The sequence below is a fragment of the Enterobacter sp. 342 genome (assembly GCF_036663495.1).
Taxonomy (GTDB): Bacteria; Pseudomonadota; Gammaproteobacteria; order Enterobacterales; family Enterobacteriaceae; genus Enterobacter.
Genome location: NZ_JAWUEI010000021.1, coordinates 1 through 17,392, shown reverse-complemented (window position 1 = coordinate 17,392; position 17,392 = coordinate 1). Strand labels below are relative to the sequence as shown.

General features: G+C 49.8%; 14 protein-coding genes. All 14 read left to right on the top strand.

Annotated elements, in window-relative coordinates; genetic code table 11:
• The first annotated feature begins 3 nt into the window (after positions 1–3).
• Entirely contained in the window at positions 4–1,440 is a 1,437-nt protein-coding gene (gene cpsB / locus V6E55_RS16605) for a mannose-1-phosphate guanyltransferase (RefSeq protein WP_028016378.1), read from the top strand.
• Between the two features lie 109 nt (positions 1,441–1,549).
• Entirely contained in the window at positions 1,550–2,920 is a 1,371-nt protein-coding gene (cpsG, locus tag V6E55_RS16600; protein ID WP_114977774.1) for a colanic acid biosynthesis phosphomannomutase CpsG, read from the top strand.
• 46 nt (positions 2,921–2,966) lie between these two features.
• Positions 2,967–4,361 carry an undecaprenyl-phosphate glucose phosphotransferase gene (gene wcaJ, locus V6E55_RS16595; protein WP_236921335.1) on the top strand — a complete coding sequence of 465 codons (1,395 nt, stop codon included), beginning with the start codon at positions 2,967–2,969 and terminating at the stop codon, positions 4,359–4,361.
• Position 4,362: 1 nt separating this feature from the next.
• Positions 4,363–5,841, top strand: coding sequence for a colanic acid undecaprenyl disphosphate flippase WzxC (gene wzxC, locus V6E55_RS16590; protein WP_114977776.1), 1,479 nt, complete (start codon positions 4,363–4,365; stop codon positions 5,839–5,841).
• 17 nt (positions 5,842–5,858) lie between these two features.
• The gene (gene wcaK / locus V6E55_RS16585; protein WP_316943405.1) at positions 5,859–7,139 is read left to right on the top strand and encodes a colanic acid biosynthesis pyruvyl transferase WcaK; all 1,281 of its coding nucleotides are present in this window, start codon (positions 5,859–5,861) and stop codon (positions 7,137–7,139) included.
• Positions 7,136–8,356: a colanic acid biosynthesis glycosyltransferase WcaL gene (gene wcaL, locus V6E55_RS16580; RefSeq protein ID WP_316943404.1), complete on the top strand. Its 1,221-nt coding sequence runs from the start codon at positions 7,136–7,138 to the stop codon at positions 8,354–8,356. Before wcaK ends, wcaL begins: the two co-directional genes overlap by 4 nt.
• A gap of 12 nt (positions 8,357–8,368) precedes the next feature.
• A complete protein-coding gene (gene wcaM / locus V6E55_RS16575) occupies positions 8,369–9,760 on the top strand; it encodes a colanic acid biosynthesis protein WcaM (RefSeq protein ID WP_316943403.1) in 1,392 nt (463 codons plus the stop codon).
• 176 nt (positions 9,761–9,936) lie between these two features.
• On the top strand, positions 9,937–10,833 hold the full coding sequence (gene galF / locus V6E55_RS16570; protein ID WP_114977780.1) for a GalU regulator GalF: 897 nt from the start codon (positions 9,937–9,939) through the stop codon (positions 10,831–10,833).
• Positions 10,834–11,186: 353 nt separating this feature from the next.
• Positions 11,187–12,269, top strand: coding sequence for a dTDP-glucose 4,6-dehydratase (gene rfbB, locus V6E55_RS16565; RefSeq protein ID WP_316943402.1), 1,083 nt, complete (start codon positions 11,187–11,189; stop codon positions 12,267–12,269).
• 2 nt (positions 12,270–12,271) lie between these two features.
• Positions 12,272–13,171 (top strand): dTDP-4-dehydrorhamnose reductase, encoded by a 900-nt coding sequence (rfbD, locus tag V6E55_RS16560; protein WP_316943401.1) that lies wholly within the window; start codon positions 12,272–12,274, stop codon positions 13,169–13,171.
• A gap of 50 nt (positions 13,172–13,221) precedes the next feature.
• Positions 13,222–14,103 carry a glucose-1-phosphate thymidylyltransferase RfbA gene (gene rfbA, locus V6E55_RS16555; protein ID WP_316943400.1) on the top strand — a complete coding sequence of 294 codons (882 nt, stop codon included), beginning with the start codon at positions 13,222–13,224 and terminating at the stop codon, positions 14,101–14,103.
• A gap of 61 nt (positions 14,104–14,164) precedes the next feature.
• Positions 14,165–15,418 carry a lipopolysaccharide biosynthesis protein gene (locus V6E55_RS16550; protein ID WP_316943398.1) on the top strand — a complete coding sequence of 418 codons (1,254 nt, stop codon included), beginning with the start codon at positions 14,165–14,167 and terminating at the stop codon, positions 15,416–15,418.
• Complete coding sequence (locus V6E55_RS16545; RefSeq protein ID WP_316943397.1) at positions 15,418–16,545, top strand: polysaccharide pyruvyl transferase family protein; 1,128 nt, start codon at positions 15,418–15,420, stop codon at positions 16,543–16,545. Before V6E55_RS16550 ends, V6E55_RS16545 begins: the two co-directional genes overlap by 1 nt.
• Positions 16,546–16,549: 4 nt before the next feature.
• The gene (locus V6E55_RS16540) at positions 16,550–17,338 is read left to right on the top strand and encodes an oligosaccharide repeat unit polymerase (protein WP_316943396.1); all 789 of its coding nucleotides are present in this window, start codon (positions 16,550–16,552) and stop codon (positions 17,336–17,338) included.
• The last annotated feature ends 54 nt before the right edge of the window (positions 17,339–17,392 follow it).

Genomic DNA, 17,392 nt, shown 5'->3' with positions numbered 1-17,392 from the left:
ATCATGAGTCAAACCACTTTGTATCCGGTTGTGATGGCTGGTGGCTCTGGTAGCCGGTTGTGGCCGCTGTCCCGCGTGCTCTATCCAAAACAGTTCCTCTGCCTGAAAGGGGATCTCACCATGCTGCAGACCACGGTGAACCGTCTGCATGGCGTGGAGTGTGAAAGCCCGGTGGTGATTTGTAACGAACAGCACCGTTTTATCGTGGCTGAGCAATTGCGCCAGCTGAATAAACTCACCGAAAACATCATTCTGGAGCCGGCCGGTCGTAACACCGCGCCTGCTATCGCTCTGGCAGCACTGGCAGCAAAACGCAGCAGTCCGGATTGCGACCCGCTGATGCTGGTGCTGGCGGCAGACCACGTTATTCAGCAGGAAGAGGCGTTTCGCAATGCGGTGCGTGCGGCCATTCCTTATGCCGAGAGCGGCAAACTGGTGACGTTCGGCATCGTGCCGGATCTCCCGGAAACTGGCTATGGCTACATTCGCCGTGGCAGCGTGACACCAGGTGAAGGCGACAGCGTGGCGTTTGACGTGGCGCAGTTTGTTGAAAAACCGAATCTGGAAACCGCGCAGGCGTATGTCGCCAGCGGTGAATACTACTGGAACAGTGGGATGTTCCTGTTCCGCGCCGGACGCTATCTGGAAGAGCTGGAAAAATATCGCCCGGATATTCTGAACGCCTGCGAAAAAGCAATGGCAGTGGTGGACCCGGATCTCGACTTTATCCGCGTGGATGAAGAGGCTTTCCTCGCCTGCCCGGAAGAGTCTATTGACTATGCGGTGATGGAACGCACGGCTGACGCCGTTGTGGTACCGATGGATGCGGGCTGGAGCGATGTTGGCTCCTGGTCATCACTTTGGGAGATCAGTGCCCACACCCCGGAGGGAAATGTCCACCATGGTGATGTAATCAGCCATAAGACGGAAAACAGCTACGTTTACGCTGAATCCGGGCTGGTTACCACGGTGGGCGTGAAAGATCTGGTGGTGGTGCAGACCAAAGACGCAGTGTTGATTGCTGACCGTAACGCGGTGCAGGACGTTAAAAAAGTGGTGGAGAAGATTAAGGCCGATGGTCGTCATGAACACCACATTCACCGCGAAGTGTACCGTCCGTGGGGGAAATATGACTCCATTGACGCGGGCGACCGCTATCAGGTGAAACGCATCACCGTGAAACCGGGTGAGGGGTTGTCGGTGCAGATGCATCATCACCGCGCCGAGCACTGGGTGGTGGTGGCGGGTACCGCTAAAGTCACCATTGACGGTGAAGTCAAACTGCTGGGCGAAAACGAGTCCATTTATATTCCCCTGGGGGCGACCCACTGTCTGGAGAATCCCGGGAAAATTCCGCTCGACTTAATTGAAGTGCGTTCTGGCTCTTATCTGGAAGAGGACGACATTGTGCGCTTCCAGGACCGCTACGGGCGCGTGTAACTCCGTCTTTAACGCCGGATGGCGCTTCGCTTATCCGGCCTACGAATGAATAAAAACAATTTTGCCTGTTAATCGGGCGGGCTGACTGTTGCCTGAAAAAGGGGTCATCATGGAAAAGTTAACTTGTTTTAAAGCCTACGATATTCGCGGCAAGCTGGGCGAAGAGCTGAATGAAGACATCGCGTGGCGCATTGGCCGCGCGTACGGCGAATATTTAAAACCGCAGACCATCGTGCTTGGCGGTGATGTGCGTCTGACCAGCGAATCCCTGAAGCTGGCGCTGGCGAAAGGGTTGCAGGATGCGGGCGTGGACGTGCTGGACATCGGTCTCTCCGGGACCGAAGAGATTTACTTTGCCACCTTCCACCTGGGCGTGGATGGCGGTATCGAAGTGACGGCCAGCCACAACCCGATGGACTACAACGGCATGAAGCTGGTGCGCAAGGGCGCGCGCCCAATCAGCGGCGACACCGGCCTGCGCGACGTGCAGCGTCTGGCGGAAGCTAACGATTTCCCGCCGGTGAACGACACGAAGCGCGGCAGCTACAAAAAAATCAACCTGCAAAAAGAGTACATCGACCACCTGCTGGGCTACATCAACGTGGCGAACCTGAAGCCGCTGAAGCTGGTGATTAACTCCGGTAACGGCGCGGCCGGCCCGGTTGTCGATGCCCTGGAAGCGCGCTTTAAAGAGCTGAACGTGCCGGTGACCTTCGTCAAAGTGCACAACACCCCGGACGGCAATTTCCCGAACGGTATTCCTAACCCACTGCTGCCGGAGTGCCGCGACGACACCCGCAACGCGGTAATTGAGCACGGCGCGGATATGGGTATCGCCTTTGATGGCGATTTCGACCGCTGCTTCCTGTTCGACGAGAAAGGACAGTTCATCGAGGGCTACTACATCGTCGGCCTGCTGGCGGAAGCGTTCCTCGAGAAAAACCCGGGGGCGAAAATCATTCATGACCCGCGTCTCTCCTGGAACACCGTCGACGTGGTGTCCGCGGCAGGCGGCACGCCGGTGATGTCCAAAACCGGCCACGCCTTTATCAAAGAGCGCATGCGCGAAGAAGACGCTATTTACGGCGGCGAGATGAGCGCACACCACTACTTCCGTGATTTTGCCTACTGCGACAGCGGGATGATCCCGTGGCTGCTGGTGACGGAATTGCTGTGCCTGAAGGGGCAGACCCTGGGCGAGCTGGTGCGCGACCGGATGGTGGCCTTCCCGGCGAGCGGGGAGATCAACAGCAAGCTGGCACAGCCAGCCGAGGCCATTGCCCGCGTGGAGCAGCACTTTGCGATCCACGCGCTGGAAATTGACCGTACGGACGGTATCAGCATGGCGTTCCCGCAGTGGCGCTTCAATCTGCGCTCGTCCAACACCGAGCCGGTGGTGCGCCTGAACGTGGAATCCCGTGCGGATACTGCGCTGATGGAAGCACGAACGAAGGACATTCTGGCGCTGTTGAATCAGTAAAAATTGCCCCTCCTGGTGGGAGGGGAAACCGAAAACAGGAACAACGATGACGAATCTAAAAAAACGCGAGCGAGCGAGAACGAATGCATCGTTAATCTCTATGGTGCAGCGTTTTTCTGATATCACCATCATGGTCGGTGGATTATGGGCGGTGTGTTGGATTAGCGGGCAATCGTTCTTATACATGCATCTGCTGATGGCACTAATTGCGCTGGTCGTGTTTCAGATGATCGGTGGGATGACCGATTTTTATCGCTCGTGGCGCGGTGTGAAAATGACCACCGAACTGATGCTGTTGCTGCAGAACTGGACCTTAAGCCTGATCTTCAGCGCGGGCCTGGTGGCGTTCAGCCATGATTTCGATAATCGTCTGGTGACGTATCTGTGCTGGTATCTGCTGACCAGCGTCGGCATGGTGGTGTGCCGTTCCCTGATCCGCTTTAGTGCGGGCTGGCTGCGTAACCGGGGTTATAACCGTCGCTTTGTCGCCGTAGCAGGAGATTTGCCGGTGGGGCAGGTGCTGCTCGACAGCTTCCGCAAAGAGCCGTGGTTAGGTTTTGAAGTGGTGGGGATCTACCACGACGCCAAACCGGGTGGCGTGCCGTCGGACTGGGCGGGCAACTACGACCAGCTTATTGACGATGCGAAAGCCGGCAAAATTCACAACGTCTACATTGCCATGCAGATGAAAGACGAATCCCGTATTAAGAAACTGATGCGTGAACTGGCGGACACCACCTGTTCGGTGATCCTGATCCCGGACGTCTTTACCTTCAACATTCTTCACTCCCGCATTGAAGAGGTGAACGGTGTGCCGGTCGTACCGCTGTACGACACGCCGCTGTCGGGTATTAACCGCGTGCTGAAGCGCCTGGAAGATATCGTGCTCTCTTCGCTGATTTTGCTGCTGATCTCTCCGGTACTGTGCTGCATTGCCCTGGCGGTGAAGCTGAGTTCTCCGGGGCCGGTTATCTTCCGCCAGACCCGCTACGGTATGGACGGCAAGCCGATCATGGTGTGGAAATTCCGCTCCATGAAGGTGATGGAGAATGACAAGGTGGTGACGCAGGCAACGCAGAACGATCCGCGCGTCACCCGTGTGGGCAACTTCCTGCGTCGTACCTCTCTTGATGAGCTGCCGCAGTTTATCAATGTGTTCACTGGTGGGATGTCGATTGTTGGCCCGCGTCCGCATGCGGTGGCGCATAACGAACAGTACCGTTCGCTGATTGAAGGTTACATGCTGCGCCATAAAGTGAAGCCAGGTATTACCGGCTGGGCGCAGATCAACGGCTGGCGCGGAGAAACCGACACGCTGGAAAAAATGGAAAAACGCATCGAGTTCGACCTGGAATACATTCGCGAATGGAGTCTGTGGTTCGATATCAAGATTGTTTTTCTGACCATCTTCAAAGGTTTCGTGAACAAAGCGGCGTACTAAGATGAGCTTACGTGAAAAAACCATCAGCGGCGCCAAGTGGTCAGCGATGGCGACCATCGTCATCATTGGCCTCGGTCTGGTGCAGATGACCGTACTGGCGCGCATTATTGATAATCACCAGTTCGGTCTGCTGACCGTCTCGCTGGTGATTATCGCCCTGGCCGATACACTGTCTGACTTCGGTATCGCCAACTCGATTATCCAGCGCAAAGAGATCAGCCATCTTGAGCTGACCACGCTCTACTGGCTGAACGTGGGGCTGGGGATTTTCGTGTTTGTGCTGGTGTTCCTGCTGAGCGATACCATCGCCAGCGTGCTGCATAACCCGGATCTCGCCCCGCTGATGCGTACGCTGTCGTTTGCCTTTGTGGTGATCCCCCACGGGCAGCAGTTCCGTGCGCTGATGCAAAAAGAGCTGGAATTCAACAAGATCGGGATGATCGAGACCAGTGCCGTTCTGGCGGGCTTTACCTTCACGGTGGTCAGTGCTCATTTCTGGCCGCTGGCGATGACCGCGATTCTGGGGTATCTGGTTAATTCTGCCGTACGTACACTGCTGTTCGGTTATTTTGGCCGCAAGATTTACCGTCCGGGACTGCATTTCTCACTGGCCTCCGTCTCCTCCAACCTGCGTTTTGGCGCGTGGCTGACGGCAGACAGCATTATCAACTACGTCAACACCAACCTTTCCACGCTGGTGCTGGCGCGTATTCTCGGCGCGAGCGTAGCAGGCGGCTACAACCTGGCCTATAACGTCGCGGTCGTTCCTCCGATGAAGCTGAACCCGATTATTACCCGCGTGCTGTTCCCGGCGTTCGCCAAGATTCAGGACGACACCGAGAAGCTGCGCGTCAACTTCTACAAGCTGCTCTCTGTGGTAGGGATCATTAACTTCCCGGTGTTGCTGGGGTTGATGGTAGTCTCCAGCAATTTCGTACCGCTGGTGTTTGGCGAGAAGTGGAATGGCATCATCCCTATCCTGCAACTGCTGTGCGTGGTGGGGCTGCTGCGCTCTGTGGGGAATCCGATTGGGTCTTTGCTGATGGCGAAGGCGCGCGTGGATATCAGCTTTAAATTCAACGTGTTCAAAACCTTCCTGTTTATCCCGGCGATTATTGTTGGCGGACATATGGCGGGGGCCATCGGCGTTACGCTGGGCTTCCTGCTGGTGCAGATCGTCAATACCGTTCTGAGCTACTTCATCATGATCAAGCCGGTGCTGGGTTCCAGCTACCGTCAGTACATCCTGAGCCTGTGGCTGCCGTTCTATCTGTCACTGCCAACCCTGGCGGTGAGCTACGGCCTGGGTGTGCTCCTCACTGGTCATCTGCCGTTGGCCGCGCTGCTGGCGGTGCAGGTAGTGGCGGGTGCGCTGGCATTCGGCGTGATGATTGTGCTGTCACGAAATGCGCTGGTGGTGGAGATGAAACGTCAGTTTTGCCGTAACGAAAAAATGAAAACGCTGCTTCGCGCAGGCTAGTTATTTAAGAGGCCATTATGAAATTACTTATTCTTGGCAACCATACCTGCGGCAACCGTGGCGACAGCGCCATCCTGCGCGGTTTACTGGATGCAATTAACACCCTTAAGCCTGAGACCGAAGTGGATGTGATGAGCCGTTATCCGGTGAGTTCATCCTGGCTACTGAACCGCCCGGTAATGGGTGACCCGCTTTACAGCCAGATGAAACAACACAACAACGCCGCAGGCGTGATGGGACGCGTGAAGAAAGTCCTTCGTCGTCGTTACCAGCACCAGGTGCTGCTTTCCCGTGTGACCGATACCGGCAAGCTGCGTAACATCGCTATCGCGCAGGGCTTTACTGATTTCGTTCGTCTGCTGTCGGGTTATGACGCGATTATCCAGGTCGGCGGTTCGTTCTTCGTCGATCTCTACGGCGTGCCGCAGTTTGAGCATGCGCTTTGTACGTTCATGGCGAAAAAGCCTCTGTTTATGATTGGTCATAGCGTCGGGCCCTTCCAGGATCCGCAGTTTAACCAGCTGGCAAACTATGTTTTCGGCCACTGCGATGCCCTGATCCTGCGTGAGTCGGTCAGCCTTGAGATGATGAAGCGCAGCGAGATTGATACCTCAAAAGTTGAGCACGGCGTGGACACGGCCTGGCTGGTGGATCACCAGGACGACAGCTTCCAGGCAAGCTACGCGGTGCAGCACTGGCTGGATGTGGCGGCAAAACAGAAGACGGTCGCCATTACCCTGCGTGAGCTCGCTCCTTTCGATAAACGTTTAGGCACGACGCAGGCAGCGTATGAAAAAGCTTTCGCCGATGTGGTGAACCGCGTGCTGGAGAGCGGCTATCAGGTGCTGGCGCTCTCCACCTGTACCGGTATCGACAGTTACAACAAAGATGATCGCATGGTCGCGCTGAATCTGCGCAACCTGGTTAATGACCCGTCCCGCTATCACGTGGTGATGGATGAACTTAACGATCTCGAGATGGGCAAGCTGCTCTCTGCCTGCGACCTGACGGTAGGGACGCGCCTGCACTCGGCGATTATCTCCATGAACTTCGGTACGCCAGCCATTGCCATTAACTATGAGCACAAATCAGCCGGGATTATGCAGCAGCTTGGAATGCCGGAAATGGCCGTGGATATTCGTCATCTGCTGGATGGTTCGCTCGGTGCGATGGTGGGAGACACCCTGGGTCAGTTACCTGCCATCAATGAACGCCTGGCCGTGGCGGTGAAAGCCGAGCGCGAGAAGGGCATTGGGATGGTGAAGTCGGTACTGGATCGCGTCCGGGAGGGGAAATGAAGGTTGGTTTCTTCTTACTGAAATTTCCGCTGTCGTCTGAAACGTTTGTCCTGAACCAAATCACCGCGTTTATCGATATGGGGTATGACGTGGAGATTATCGCCCTGCAAAAGGGCGATACCAAAAACACCCATGCGGCCTATACCCAGTATGGGCTGGAGGCGAAAACCCGCTGGCTGCAGGATGAGCCGTCCGGGAAGCTGAATAAGCTACGCCACCGCGCCAGCCAGACTTTACGTGGATTCCATCGCGCATCGACATGGCGGGCGCTGAATATTTCCCGCTATGGGTCCGAATCTCGCAATTTGATCCTGTCGGCCATCTGCGGGCAAACGGCGCAGTCGTATCGCGCGGATGTGTTTATTGCCCACTTTGGCCCGGCGGGCGTCACCGCCGCGAAATTACGCGAGCTGGGGGTTATTGACGGTAAGATTGCCACTATCTTCCACGGTATCGACATTTCCAGCCGTGAGGTGCTGAACCACTACACGCCGGAGTATCAGCAGCTTTTCCGGCGCGGAGATATGATGCTGCCCATCAGCGACTTATGGGCCGGGCGCCTGAAAAATATGGGCTGTCCGGGGGAGAAAATTACCGTTTCGCGGATGGGCGTTGATTTAGAGCGATTTACTCGCCGCCCGGTGAAGGTGCCGGGTAAACCGCTGCAGATCATTTCTGTTGCGCGTTTGACGGAGAAGAAAGGTCTGCATGTGGCCATCGAAGCCTGCCGCCAGTTGAAAGCGCGCGGGGTGGATTTCCACTATCGCATTCTCGGCATTGGGCCGTGGGAGCGTCGACTGCGCACGCTGATTGAACAGTATCAACTGGAAGACGTCATTGAGATGCCAGGCTTCAAGCCCAGCCACGAGGTGAAGGCCATGCTTGATGAGGCGGATGTGTTTCTGCTGCCTTCCGTAACGGGAACCGATGGCGATATGGAAGGTATTCCGGTGGCGCTGATGGAGGCGATGGCCGTTGGTATTCCGGTGGTTTCTACCCTGCACAGCGGGATCCCGGAGCTGATTAAGTCTGACCATTCCGGCTGGCTGGTGCCGGAGAATAATGCTATGGCGCTGGCCGATCGATTAGCGGCATTTAGCGACATCGACCAGCAGGCGCTGGAGCCTGTGCTCCACAATGCCCGACAAAAAGTTGAAACTGATTTTAACCAGCAGGTGATTAATCGCCAGTTAGCAAGCCTGCTGCAAACGCTGTAACGCCGAGGTTGTATGCTGAAAAAGATTACCCGACGCACCTTTGTCTCTTCTCTGTCCGTTCTGGCAGCTACGCCGCTGTTGTCGTCCCGCATTGCGCGGGCGGCAACCGGAAGAACGGTCTCTGTTAATCAGTACAATAACAACGACTGGATCGCCGCCTTTAAGCAGGCGTTTACCGACGGTGATACCGTCGTTGTGCCTGCGGGACTTACCTGCGAAAACATCAATACGGGCATTTTCATTCCTGACGGTAAAACGCTGCTGATCCACGGGGCATTAACCGGTAATGGCCGCGGCCGGTTTGTTCTGCAGGAAGGCAGTAAAGTGATAGGTGAAGGCGAGGGACGGACAGAGAATATCACTCTCGATGTGCGTGGCTCCGACTGCGTTATTAAAGGGCTGGCCATGAGCGGTTTTGGCCCTGTGGCGCAGATCTACATCGGCGGTAAGAAACCCAGCGTGATGCGCAATCTGGTGATTGATAACATCAGCGTGAGTCAGGCCAATTACGCCATCCTGCGCCAGGGCTTCCATAACCAGGTGGACGGTGCTCGTATCACCAACAGCAAATTCAGCCATCTGCAGGGCGACGCGATCGAGTGGAACGTGGCCATTAACGATCGCAATATCCTGATCTCCGACCATGTTATCGACAACATCAACTGCACTAACGGCAAAATCAACTGGGGCATCGGCATTGGCCTTGCCGGGAGCACTTACGATAATGACTACCCGGAAAAGCAGACAGTTAAGAACTTTGTAGTGGCAAACATCACTGGCAGCAACTGTCGTCAGTTAGTGCATGTTGAAAATGGTAAACATTTTGTTATCCGCAATATCAAGGCCAAAAATATTACCCCCGATTTCAGTAAAAAGGCGGGAATAGACAACGCCACGGTAGCCATTTACGGCTGTGATAATTTCATTATTGATAATGTCGATATGGTCAATAGTGCCGGAATGTTAATCGGCTATGGGGTAATAAAAGGCGATTATTTATCCATCCCGCAGAACTTCAAGCTTAACAATATCCACCTTGATAATCGCCAGTTGGCGTATAAGCTGCGCGGAATCCAAATTTCATCCGGTAACGCGACGTCGTTTGTGGCGATTACCAACGTCGAGATGCAGCGTGCTACCCTGGAGCTGCATAACAAACCGCAACATCTCTTTTTACGTAATATCAATGTGATGCAGGAGGCTGCCGTGGGGCCTGCCCTGAAGATCAATTTCGATCTGCGTAAAGATGTGCGCGGTAAGTTTATGGCAAAAGACGAAACCTTACTGTCACTGGCGAACATCAAAGCCGTTAATGAGAAGGGACAAAGCTCGGTGGATATTGACCGGGTGGACCAGCAGGTTGTGAATGTGGAAAGGCTGAATTTTGCGCTTCCGCACAGATAATCGACAATCGTCGGTTTTGGGACTATTCCTGGCATAAAAGCGTGATCGAATCAGATTACAACTACAGAAATTTATGGGGCTAAGGCGTAACATGACCCGAGAATTACGGCAAATCATGCTGGTGAAAACAGGTTTAAGAGCTATAATTCGTCAACCATTTTAAGGTGGAAGAAATAATGATTAATTTGAAAGCAGTCATTCCGGTAGCAGGCCTGGGCATGCATATGCTGCCAGCCACAAAAGCCATTCCAAAAGAGATGCTGCCGATCGTCGACAAGCCAATGATTCAGTACATTGTTGACGAGATTGTTGCTGCAGGGATCAAAGAAATCGTCCTGGTTACGCACTCATCCAAGAATGCGGTAGAAAACCACTTCGACACCTCTTACGAACTCGAAGCGTTGCTTGAGCAGCGCGTTAAGCGCCAACTGCTGGCGGAAGTGCAGTCTATTTGCCCGCCAGGCGTGACCATCATGAACGTGCGTCAGGCGCAGCCGCTGGGTCTGGGACACTCTATTCTGTGTGCCCGCCCGGTCGTGGGTGATAACCCGTTCATCGTCGTTCTGCCGGACATCATCATTGATACCGCTTCAGCTGATCCACTGCGTTACAACCTGGCGGCATTGGTGGCCCGTTTCAATGAAACAGGCCGTAGCCAGGTGCTGGCGAAACGCATGAAAGGCGATCTCTCCGAGTACTCCGTAATTCAGACGAAGGAAGCGCTGGAGACGGAAGGGCAGGTGAGCCGCATCGTGGAGTTCATCGAAAAACCGGATCAGCCGCAGACGCTGGATTCAGACCTGATGGCGGTTGGCCGTTATGTGCTGAACGCCGATATCTGGGCCGAACTGGAAAAAACCGAGCCAGGTGCCTGGGACCGTATTCAGCTCACCGACGCGATAGCTGAACTGGCGAAGAAGCAGTCCGTGGACGCGATGCTGATGACTGGCGACAGCTATGACTGTGGTAAGAAAATGGGCTATATGCAGGCGTTTGTGAACTATGGGCTGCGTAACCTGAAGGAAGGGGCGAAGTTCAGAAGTCGTATTGAGAAGTTGCTGGCTAACGACTGATTTTATCTTACTTGATTTGCGCAAGCGGCAGTCATCATTTGGGGATGTTGAAACATAACCAAAATGATAGCTGTCGTTTTTTGTTATTAATTCTAATAATAACATGGAGTTATCTGATTTAAATCTGGCCAGATTTGTAACGATTTGTGCTTGTTTCTGAGGTCATTTAGGACGACAATTAGCGCCAGCTTTTGTCTGAAACCAGACAAAATACCCATTATTCAAATTTCGCTCAGTGCACTGGTAGCTGTTAAGCCAGGGGCGGTAGCGTGCTTAATTTCTGAAACCGCACTTAAATATCAGGGTTTCAGAGCGCCAGTATCTCGACATATTCAATAGACGGAACAGATAACGTGAAAATTCTTGTGACGGGCGGGGCCGGCTTTATCGGCTCAGCGGTTGTGCGACATATTATTAAAAATACCCAGGACGAAGTCGTCAACGTGGATAAACTGACGTATGCCGGAAACCTCGAGTCGCTTACCGAAGTCAGCGATAGCGATCGATATGCCTTTGAGCATGCGGACATTTGCGACAAGAGTGCCATGGATCGTATCTTTGCTGAGCATAAGCCGGATGCCGTTATGCACCTGGCGGCTGAGAGTCATGTCGATCGTTCCATCACCGGCCCGGCCGCGTTTATTGAAACCAATATTGTCGGTACCTATGTATTGCTCGAAGCGGCTCGTTCTTACTGGTCCACTTTAGATGATGTAGAGAAGAAGGCGTTTCGTTTCCATCATATCTCAACCGATGAAGTTTATGGTGATTTGCCCCACCCGGACGAGCACCAGGCTTCTGGCGATTTGCCGCTCTTTACCGAAACCACAGCCTATGCGCCAAGCAGCCCGTATTCTGCTTCAAAAGCCTCCAGCGACCATCTGGTTCGTGCCTGGCTGCGTACCTATGGGTTCCCGACTATCGTCACCAACTGCTCCAACAACTACGGCCCGTATCATTTCCCTGAGAAACTGATCCCGCTGGTCATCCTGAACGCACTGGACGGGAAAGCGCTGCCTATTTATGGCAAAGGCGACCAGATCCGCGACTGGTTGTATGTTGAAGATCATGCGCGTGCACTTTACACCGTAGTTACCCAGGGTAAATCGGGAGAAACTTATAACATCGGTGGTCATAACGAAAAGCAGAATCTGGATGTTGTGCATACTATTTGCGATCTGCTTGATGAGATTGTGCCGAAAGAGGGGTCGTATCGCGACCAGATTACCTATGTTGCTGACCGCCCTGGGCATGACCGCCGCTACGCGATTGATGCGCATAAAATTGGCGTCGAGTTGGGATGGAAGCCTGAAGAGACGTTCGAAAGCGGTATCCGCAAGACCGTGGAATGGTATTTGAGCAACCAGGACTGGGTTAACAACGTTAAAAGCGGTGCCTATAAGACCTGGATCGAACTGAACTACGGAGAACGATAATTGTGAATATTATTCTGTTCGGCAAGACAGGTCAGGTGGGCTGGGAACTTCAGCGCGCCCTGGCTCCGCTGGGTAATGTCATCGCGCTGGATGTGCATTCTAAAGATTATTGTGGCGATTTCAGTAATCCGGAAGGCATTGCGCAAACGGTGCGTAGCATCAAGCCTGACGTGATTGTGAATGCGGCAGCGCATACCGCAGTTGATAAAGCCGAATGTGAGCCAGAATTTGCACAGCTGTTAAATGCCACAAGCGTGGAAGCAATTGCGAAGGAAGCGGCCAGAATTGGTGCTTGGGTTGTTCACTATTCAACGGATTATGTGTTCCCTGGCAATGGTGAAAAACCGTGGGAAGAAACTGATGCCACCGATCCATTGAATGTTTATGGACAAACAAAACTTGATGGTGAAAAAGCATTGCAGGCGCATTGCCCTAACCATCTGATTTTCCGTACCAGCTGGGTGTACGCTGGCAGAGGTAATAATTTCGCCAAAACCATGCTGCGTCTTGCGAAAGAACGTCAAGAGCTCTCTGTTATTAACGATCAGGTCGGGGCACCGACAGGTGCAGAATTACTGGCTGACTGTACCGCTCACGCTATTCGTGTTGCTGTGAATAAATCCGAAGTAGCAGGGCTATATCATCTGGTGGCTTCTAACACGACGACCTGGTACGACTATGCGGCATTGGTGTTTGAAGAAGCCCGTCATGCAGGTATTGAACTGGCCATCGAGAAGCTAAATCCGGTTCCGACCTCGGCTTATCCAACTCCGGCTCATCGTCCGCATAACTCACGTCTGAATACAGGAAAATTCCAGCGCAATTTCGGGCTGGTCTTACCGTCATGGGAAGTGGGCGTTAAACGTATGCTCGCTGAGTTATTTACTGCTCAATCAGTTTAAAATCAAAATAAATGCCCATTTATGGGCATTTTGTATTTATAGAGAAAAAAATGACTACGCGTAAAGGTATTATTCTTGCCGGTGGCTCTGGCACTCGTTTGTATCCGGTAACCATGGCTGTCAGTAAACAACTGCTGCCAATCTACGACAAACCGATGATTTATTACCCGCTCTCTACGCTGATGCTGGCGGGGATTAAAGATATCTTGATCATCAGTACACCGCAGGATACCCCTCGCTTTGAGCAGCTGCTCGGCGACGGTAGCCAGTGGGGCTTGAATCTTCAATATAAAGTGCAGCCAAATCCTGATGGGCTGGCACAGGCATTTATTATTGGTGAAGAGTTTATTGGTGAAGATAGCTGTGCACTTGTGCTGGGTGACAATATCTTCTATGGTCACGATCTGCCTAAACAACTCGAAGCTGCAATCACTAAAGGTGAGGGCGCAACCGTATTCGCATATCATGTGAATGATCCTGAGCGTTACGGTGTCGTGGAGTTTGACAAAGACGGCACTGCTATTAGCCTTGAAGAAAAGCCCACTGAGCCAAAAAGCAATTACGCCGTAACCGGTCTGTATTTCTACGACAACGATGTTGTGGAAATGGCGAAAAACCTGAAACCCTCTGCACGCGGCGAACTGGAAATTACAGACATTAACCGTATCTATCTGGAGCAGGGACGACTCTCTGTTGCCATGATGGGCCGCGGATATGCATGGCTGGATACCGGTACTCACCAGAGCCTGATTGAAGCGAGTAACTTTATCGCGACCATTGAAGAGCGACAGGGGCTGAAAGTATCCTGCCCGGAAGAGATTGCCTATCGCAAAGGGTTTATTGATGCGGAGCAGGTTCGTAGTCTGGCTAAGATATTGTCTAAAAATAAATATGGTGAATATTTATTAAGACTCGTAGACGGTAAGTTATAAGTCCTAATTAAATCAACATCCATCTTGTTGGATGTTGATTTGTTTTTTTGAGTAATGGCACATGAGCTTTATAAGAAACGTTTCGTGGGTAGGCGCTGGCACAATATCAAGTATTGTTATTTCTATTGTTTCGGTTCCTCTGATATTAAAAAGCTACTCAATCACTCACGTGTCATATTTTTTATTTCTATGGACAATTCTAGGGGTAGTAAACCTTTCTGACTGTGGCGTGAGCAGAGGGGTAAGTAAATTTATCAGCAATAAAAAAGACGCAAAGAAAATATTTAAGATTGCTTATACTTATTTACTGGTGGTTATGGTATTACTGTTTTTTATTTATTCAGTATGGCAACAATTTGGTAATGGCTATAATTTAGATGCCATGCCTCGCTATGTACAAATGTTGGGATTGCTCATAATACTGGCATCATTTGTCACGTTTCCACTGTCAGGGTACATTGAAGGTGTAGGCGGATTTAAAGAGAGCTCAATAGCGAAAAATATCGGTAACATGATAACCTATGGCATGCCGGTTGTATTAGCTCAGTATAATGTCAGTATCGACTATGTATTAGCGTTTTCAGTCTTGTTATCAAGGCTCACTCTTTTGCTTTTACTGCTGGCCTATGCGCTAAAAAAAAGTACAAAAAATAATTCTTTCACCAATGAACACGCTCATTGCTCAGCACGAGAGTTTTACAGCTTTAGTTTTTCAGTGGGTATAGCTAGTTTATTGGGAATCGCATTCTTGTACTGGGATCGTTTCCTTGCTCTTAAGTATTATTCTGGAATAGAGCTTGTTAACTATGTCGCTTTTTCCGAGATGGTGATCAAAAGCTATGCTATCCCTGGTATTTTAGCAGGGGTCATATTTCAGTATTTTAGTTCTGGTGCATATCATCACATTCGCGGGAAGCTTGTTAAAGTTCTTAACTTAAAAATTTATCTCGCAGTTAGTATTTCTATATCAATGCTATTTGTACTGGTATTATTGATATTTAATGAAATCATTTTCTCAGCTTTATTTAGTGTAGGAATCGATGAAAAGCTGAAAGTGATTTTTTATATCATATCATTTTTTACCGCTCTAAATTGTTTCACAATGCTGGTAATGACTATTGGGCAGGCGTTAGGTAATCATAAAAGGATATTGTTTATTCAAACATTTACGCTTCCTGTATTCGCAATAGCATCATTTATTTTGATTAAATGCCAGTTGCCTGAATTAAGTTTCTTTGTATGGTTTTTGCGCATACCAACAATGCTAATTTCTATATTAAATCTAAACGATAAAAAATTAAGTGAGACTGTGTAATGAAAGTTTTGATTATTAACCAACATACTAATAATTTTGGTGATGATGCTGCTGGGTATGCACTGGTATCTGAGTTGGTCAATAGAGGTCATGAAGTAGCCATTACTTATATCTGGAACAAGAACGGTACAAAAATCCCATTTGAGCATGAGAAAGTTACACATTATGATAGTCTGAATGTATCCCGAGATACTCTCGTAAAAGAATTCAAATTGTTTATGCTTGGCCGTGAGGGATATTTCAAGAAGTTAAAAGAACTTTCAAAGCTATATGATTTTATTTTTGTCTCACCAGGCGGCGCCAACATCGGTATTTATAAAGATTGGACCTATCTGGCTAACGTTATTGTAGCGAGAATGGCTAATCCTAATGTCCTTTTCCATCTTAATACCGTTGGTGAGAGCAACAGTAAAATTTTCAACTGGCTTTCGAGAAGAGTACTGAAAAAATGTATTATGTTTGTTCGTGAGAAAAGATCGTTTGATTTTCTGAGAACCAAAAATATCAATTCAACTTTGGGCGTTGATACGGCGTTTTTGCTTCCAAGACAACAAAAAGAGCTTTCAGAAAATAAAATTCTTACTTTTATCCCAACGCAGTTAAGTAACTGGCATGTTGACTTCAGAAGCGGCAATGATGGCAATATGTTAAAAGAACAAATCTTGCCTGCTATTGCGGAGTTTGCAAACAAAGAAGGTTATACTATCCGAATTCTCCCGCATCTTTATTCATCCGAAGCAGAATCAACCTTCCTGAATATGGTTAAAGATCATCTGGAGAATCATGCATCTACAGCCTATATCGATGGTGGTGTTGACAGCTTCTTCAAATACGATGAAAGGGTAAATAATTCTGAGCTAGTTGTAAGCATGCGCTATCATGGTGTCGTTTTGGCTGTTAAGAATCAAACTAAAGTCATCAGTCTCGCCTACGAAAACAAAATGAAAGAGTGCTGCCGATACGCTGGCATTCTTTCCCAAAACATCGATTTGTTAAATTATGATAATAATAAATTCAAAATTCTTTTAAATGACAGTGTCGTAAGTAATCTGTATAAAGAAGATCGTGAGTTCTTAAAACGAATGGCATCGAAACCAATGGACTTCATTGATCTATACAATCGGTGAGTATATGAGAATACTGTCCAATTGCTATTTTATAGTTTGTATAGCGTTGCTTTTTAGTTTTCTATTATATTGCTTTCAATTCTCGGGTATCTATCCTGATGTATCCGGTTTTCTGCTTCTATTTTTATTAGGAAGTTGTGGGGCATTTCTTTTTATGGGGTGTGTTATGAATCCTGTAATCAGAACTTGGTTTAGAAACTCAAAAATTTCAATTGCAAATGAACAAAATATTTTTCGGTTTAGTTATAAACCAATAATAATGATTGTGTTGTTTTTTGCTGTTGAAGTTCTTTACAATGGGAAAATACCAATTATCGAGATGATTCGCGGTAATTTATACGATTACCGTGATTTTACTTTCCCTGGTGTACATGTCATTTTTACATCACTTACAACATTTTACTGCATAAAATCATATTTTGATTATCTAATATATCGTAAAAAGAGAAGTTTTATCGCATCTGCTGTTTGTCTGTGTCTCTTCATGTTATTGATGTATCGAAGTTATATTGTTTTTTGCATTTTGAATTTTCTTTTCTTGTTTGTGTTGTACAGGAAAATAAGTTTTAAAAAGATAGCCAAAATTACCGCTAGCGCACTTCTGCTAATGTATGTTTTTGGTCTCGCGGGTGACTTACGTACCAAAGCTCAAACAGGTGATGAAAACTTTACTGTTGAAAATATAATGCGCGCTACAGAGGCTGACTCAGTATTTACGCAACAACAGTCACTTTCTCCATTGTATTGGGCATATTTGTATATTAGCTCACCGGTGATGCTGCCAACTTACTGATTTAGTGTATGATGGTGTTTTTGAGGTGCTCCAGTGGCTTCTGTTTCTATCAGC

Coding starts and splice junctions, on each gene's coding strand:
- wzxC (WP_114977776.1), top strand. CDS start 4,363: ATGAGCTTACGTGAAAAAACCATCAGCGGCGCCAAGTGGTCAGCGATG.
- V6E55_RS16545 (WP_316943397.1), top strand. CDS start 15,418: ATGAAAGTTTTGATTATTAACCAACATACTAATAATTTTGGTGATGAT.
- V6E55_RS16550 (WP_316943398.1), top strand. CDS start 14,165: ATGAGCTTTATAAGAAACGTTTCGTGGGTAGGCGCTGGCACAATATCA.
- wcaJ (WP_236921335.1), top strand. CDS start 2,967: ATGACGAATCTAAAAAAACGCGAGCGAGCGAGAACGAATGCATCGTTA.
- cpsB (WP_028016378.1), top strand. CDS start 4: ATGAGTCAAACCACTTTGTATCCGGTTGTGATGGCTGGTGGCTCTGGT.
- rfbA (WP_316943400.1), top strand. CDS start 13,222: ATGACTACGCGTAAAGGTATTATTCTTGCCGGTGGCTCTGGCACTCGT.
- V6E55_RS16540 (WP_316943396.1), top strand. CDS start 16,550: ATGAGAATACTGTCCAATTGCTATTTTATAGTTTGTATAGCGTTGCTT.
- wcaM (WP_316943403.1), top strand. CDS start 8,369: ATGCTGAAAAAGATTACCCGACGCACCTTTGTCTCTTCTCTGTCCGTT.
- galF (WP_114977780.1), top strand. CDS start 9,937: ATGATTAATTTGAAAGCAGTCATTCCGGTAGCAGGCCTGGGCATGCAT.
- wcaK (WP_316943405.1), top strand. CDS start 5,859: ATGAAATTACTTATTCTTGGCAACCATACCTGCGGCAACCGTGGCGAC.
- cpsG (WP_114977774.1), top strand. CDS start 1,550: ATGGAAAAGTTAACTTGTTTTAAAGCCTACGATATTCGCGGCAAGCTG.
- wcaL (WP_316943404.1), top strand. CDS start 7,136: ATGAAGGTTGGTTTCTTCTTACTGAAATTTCCGCTGTCGTCTGAAACG.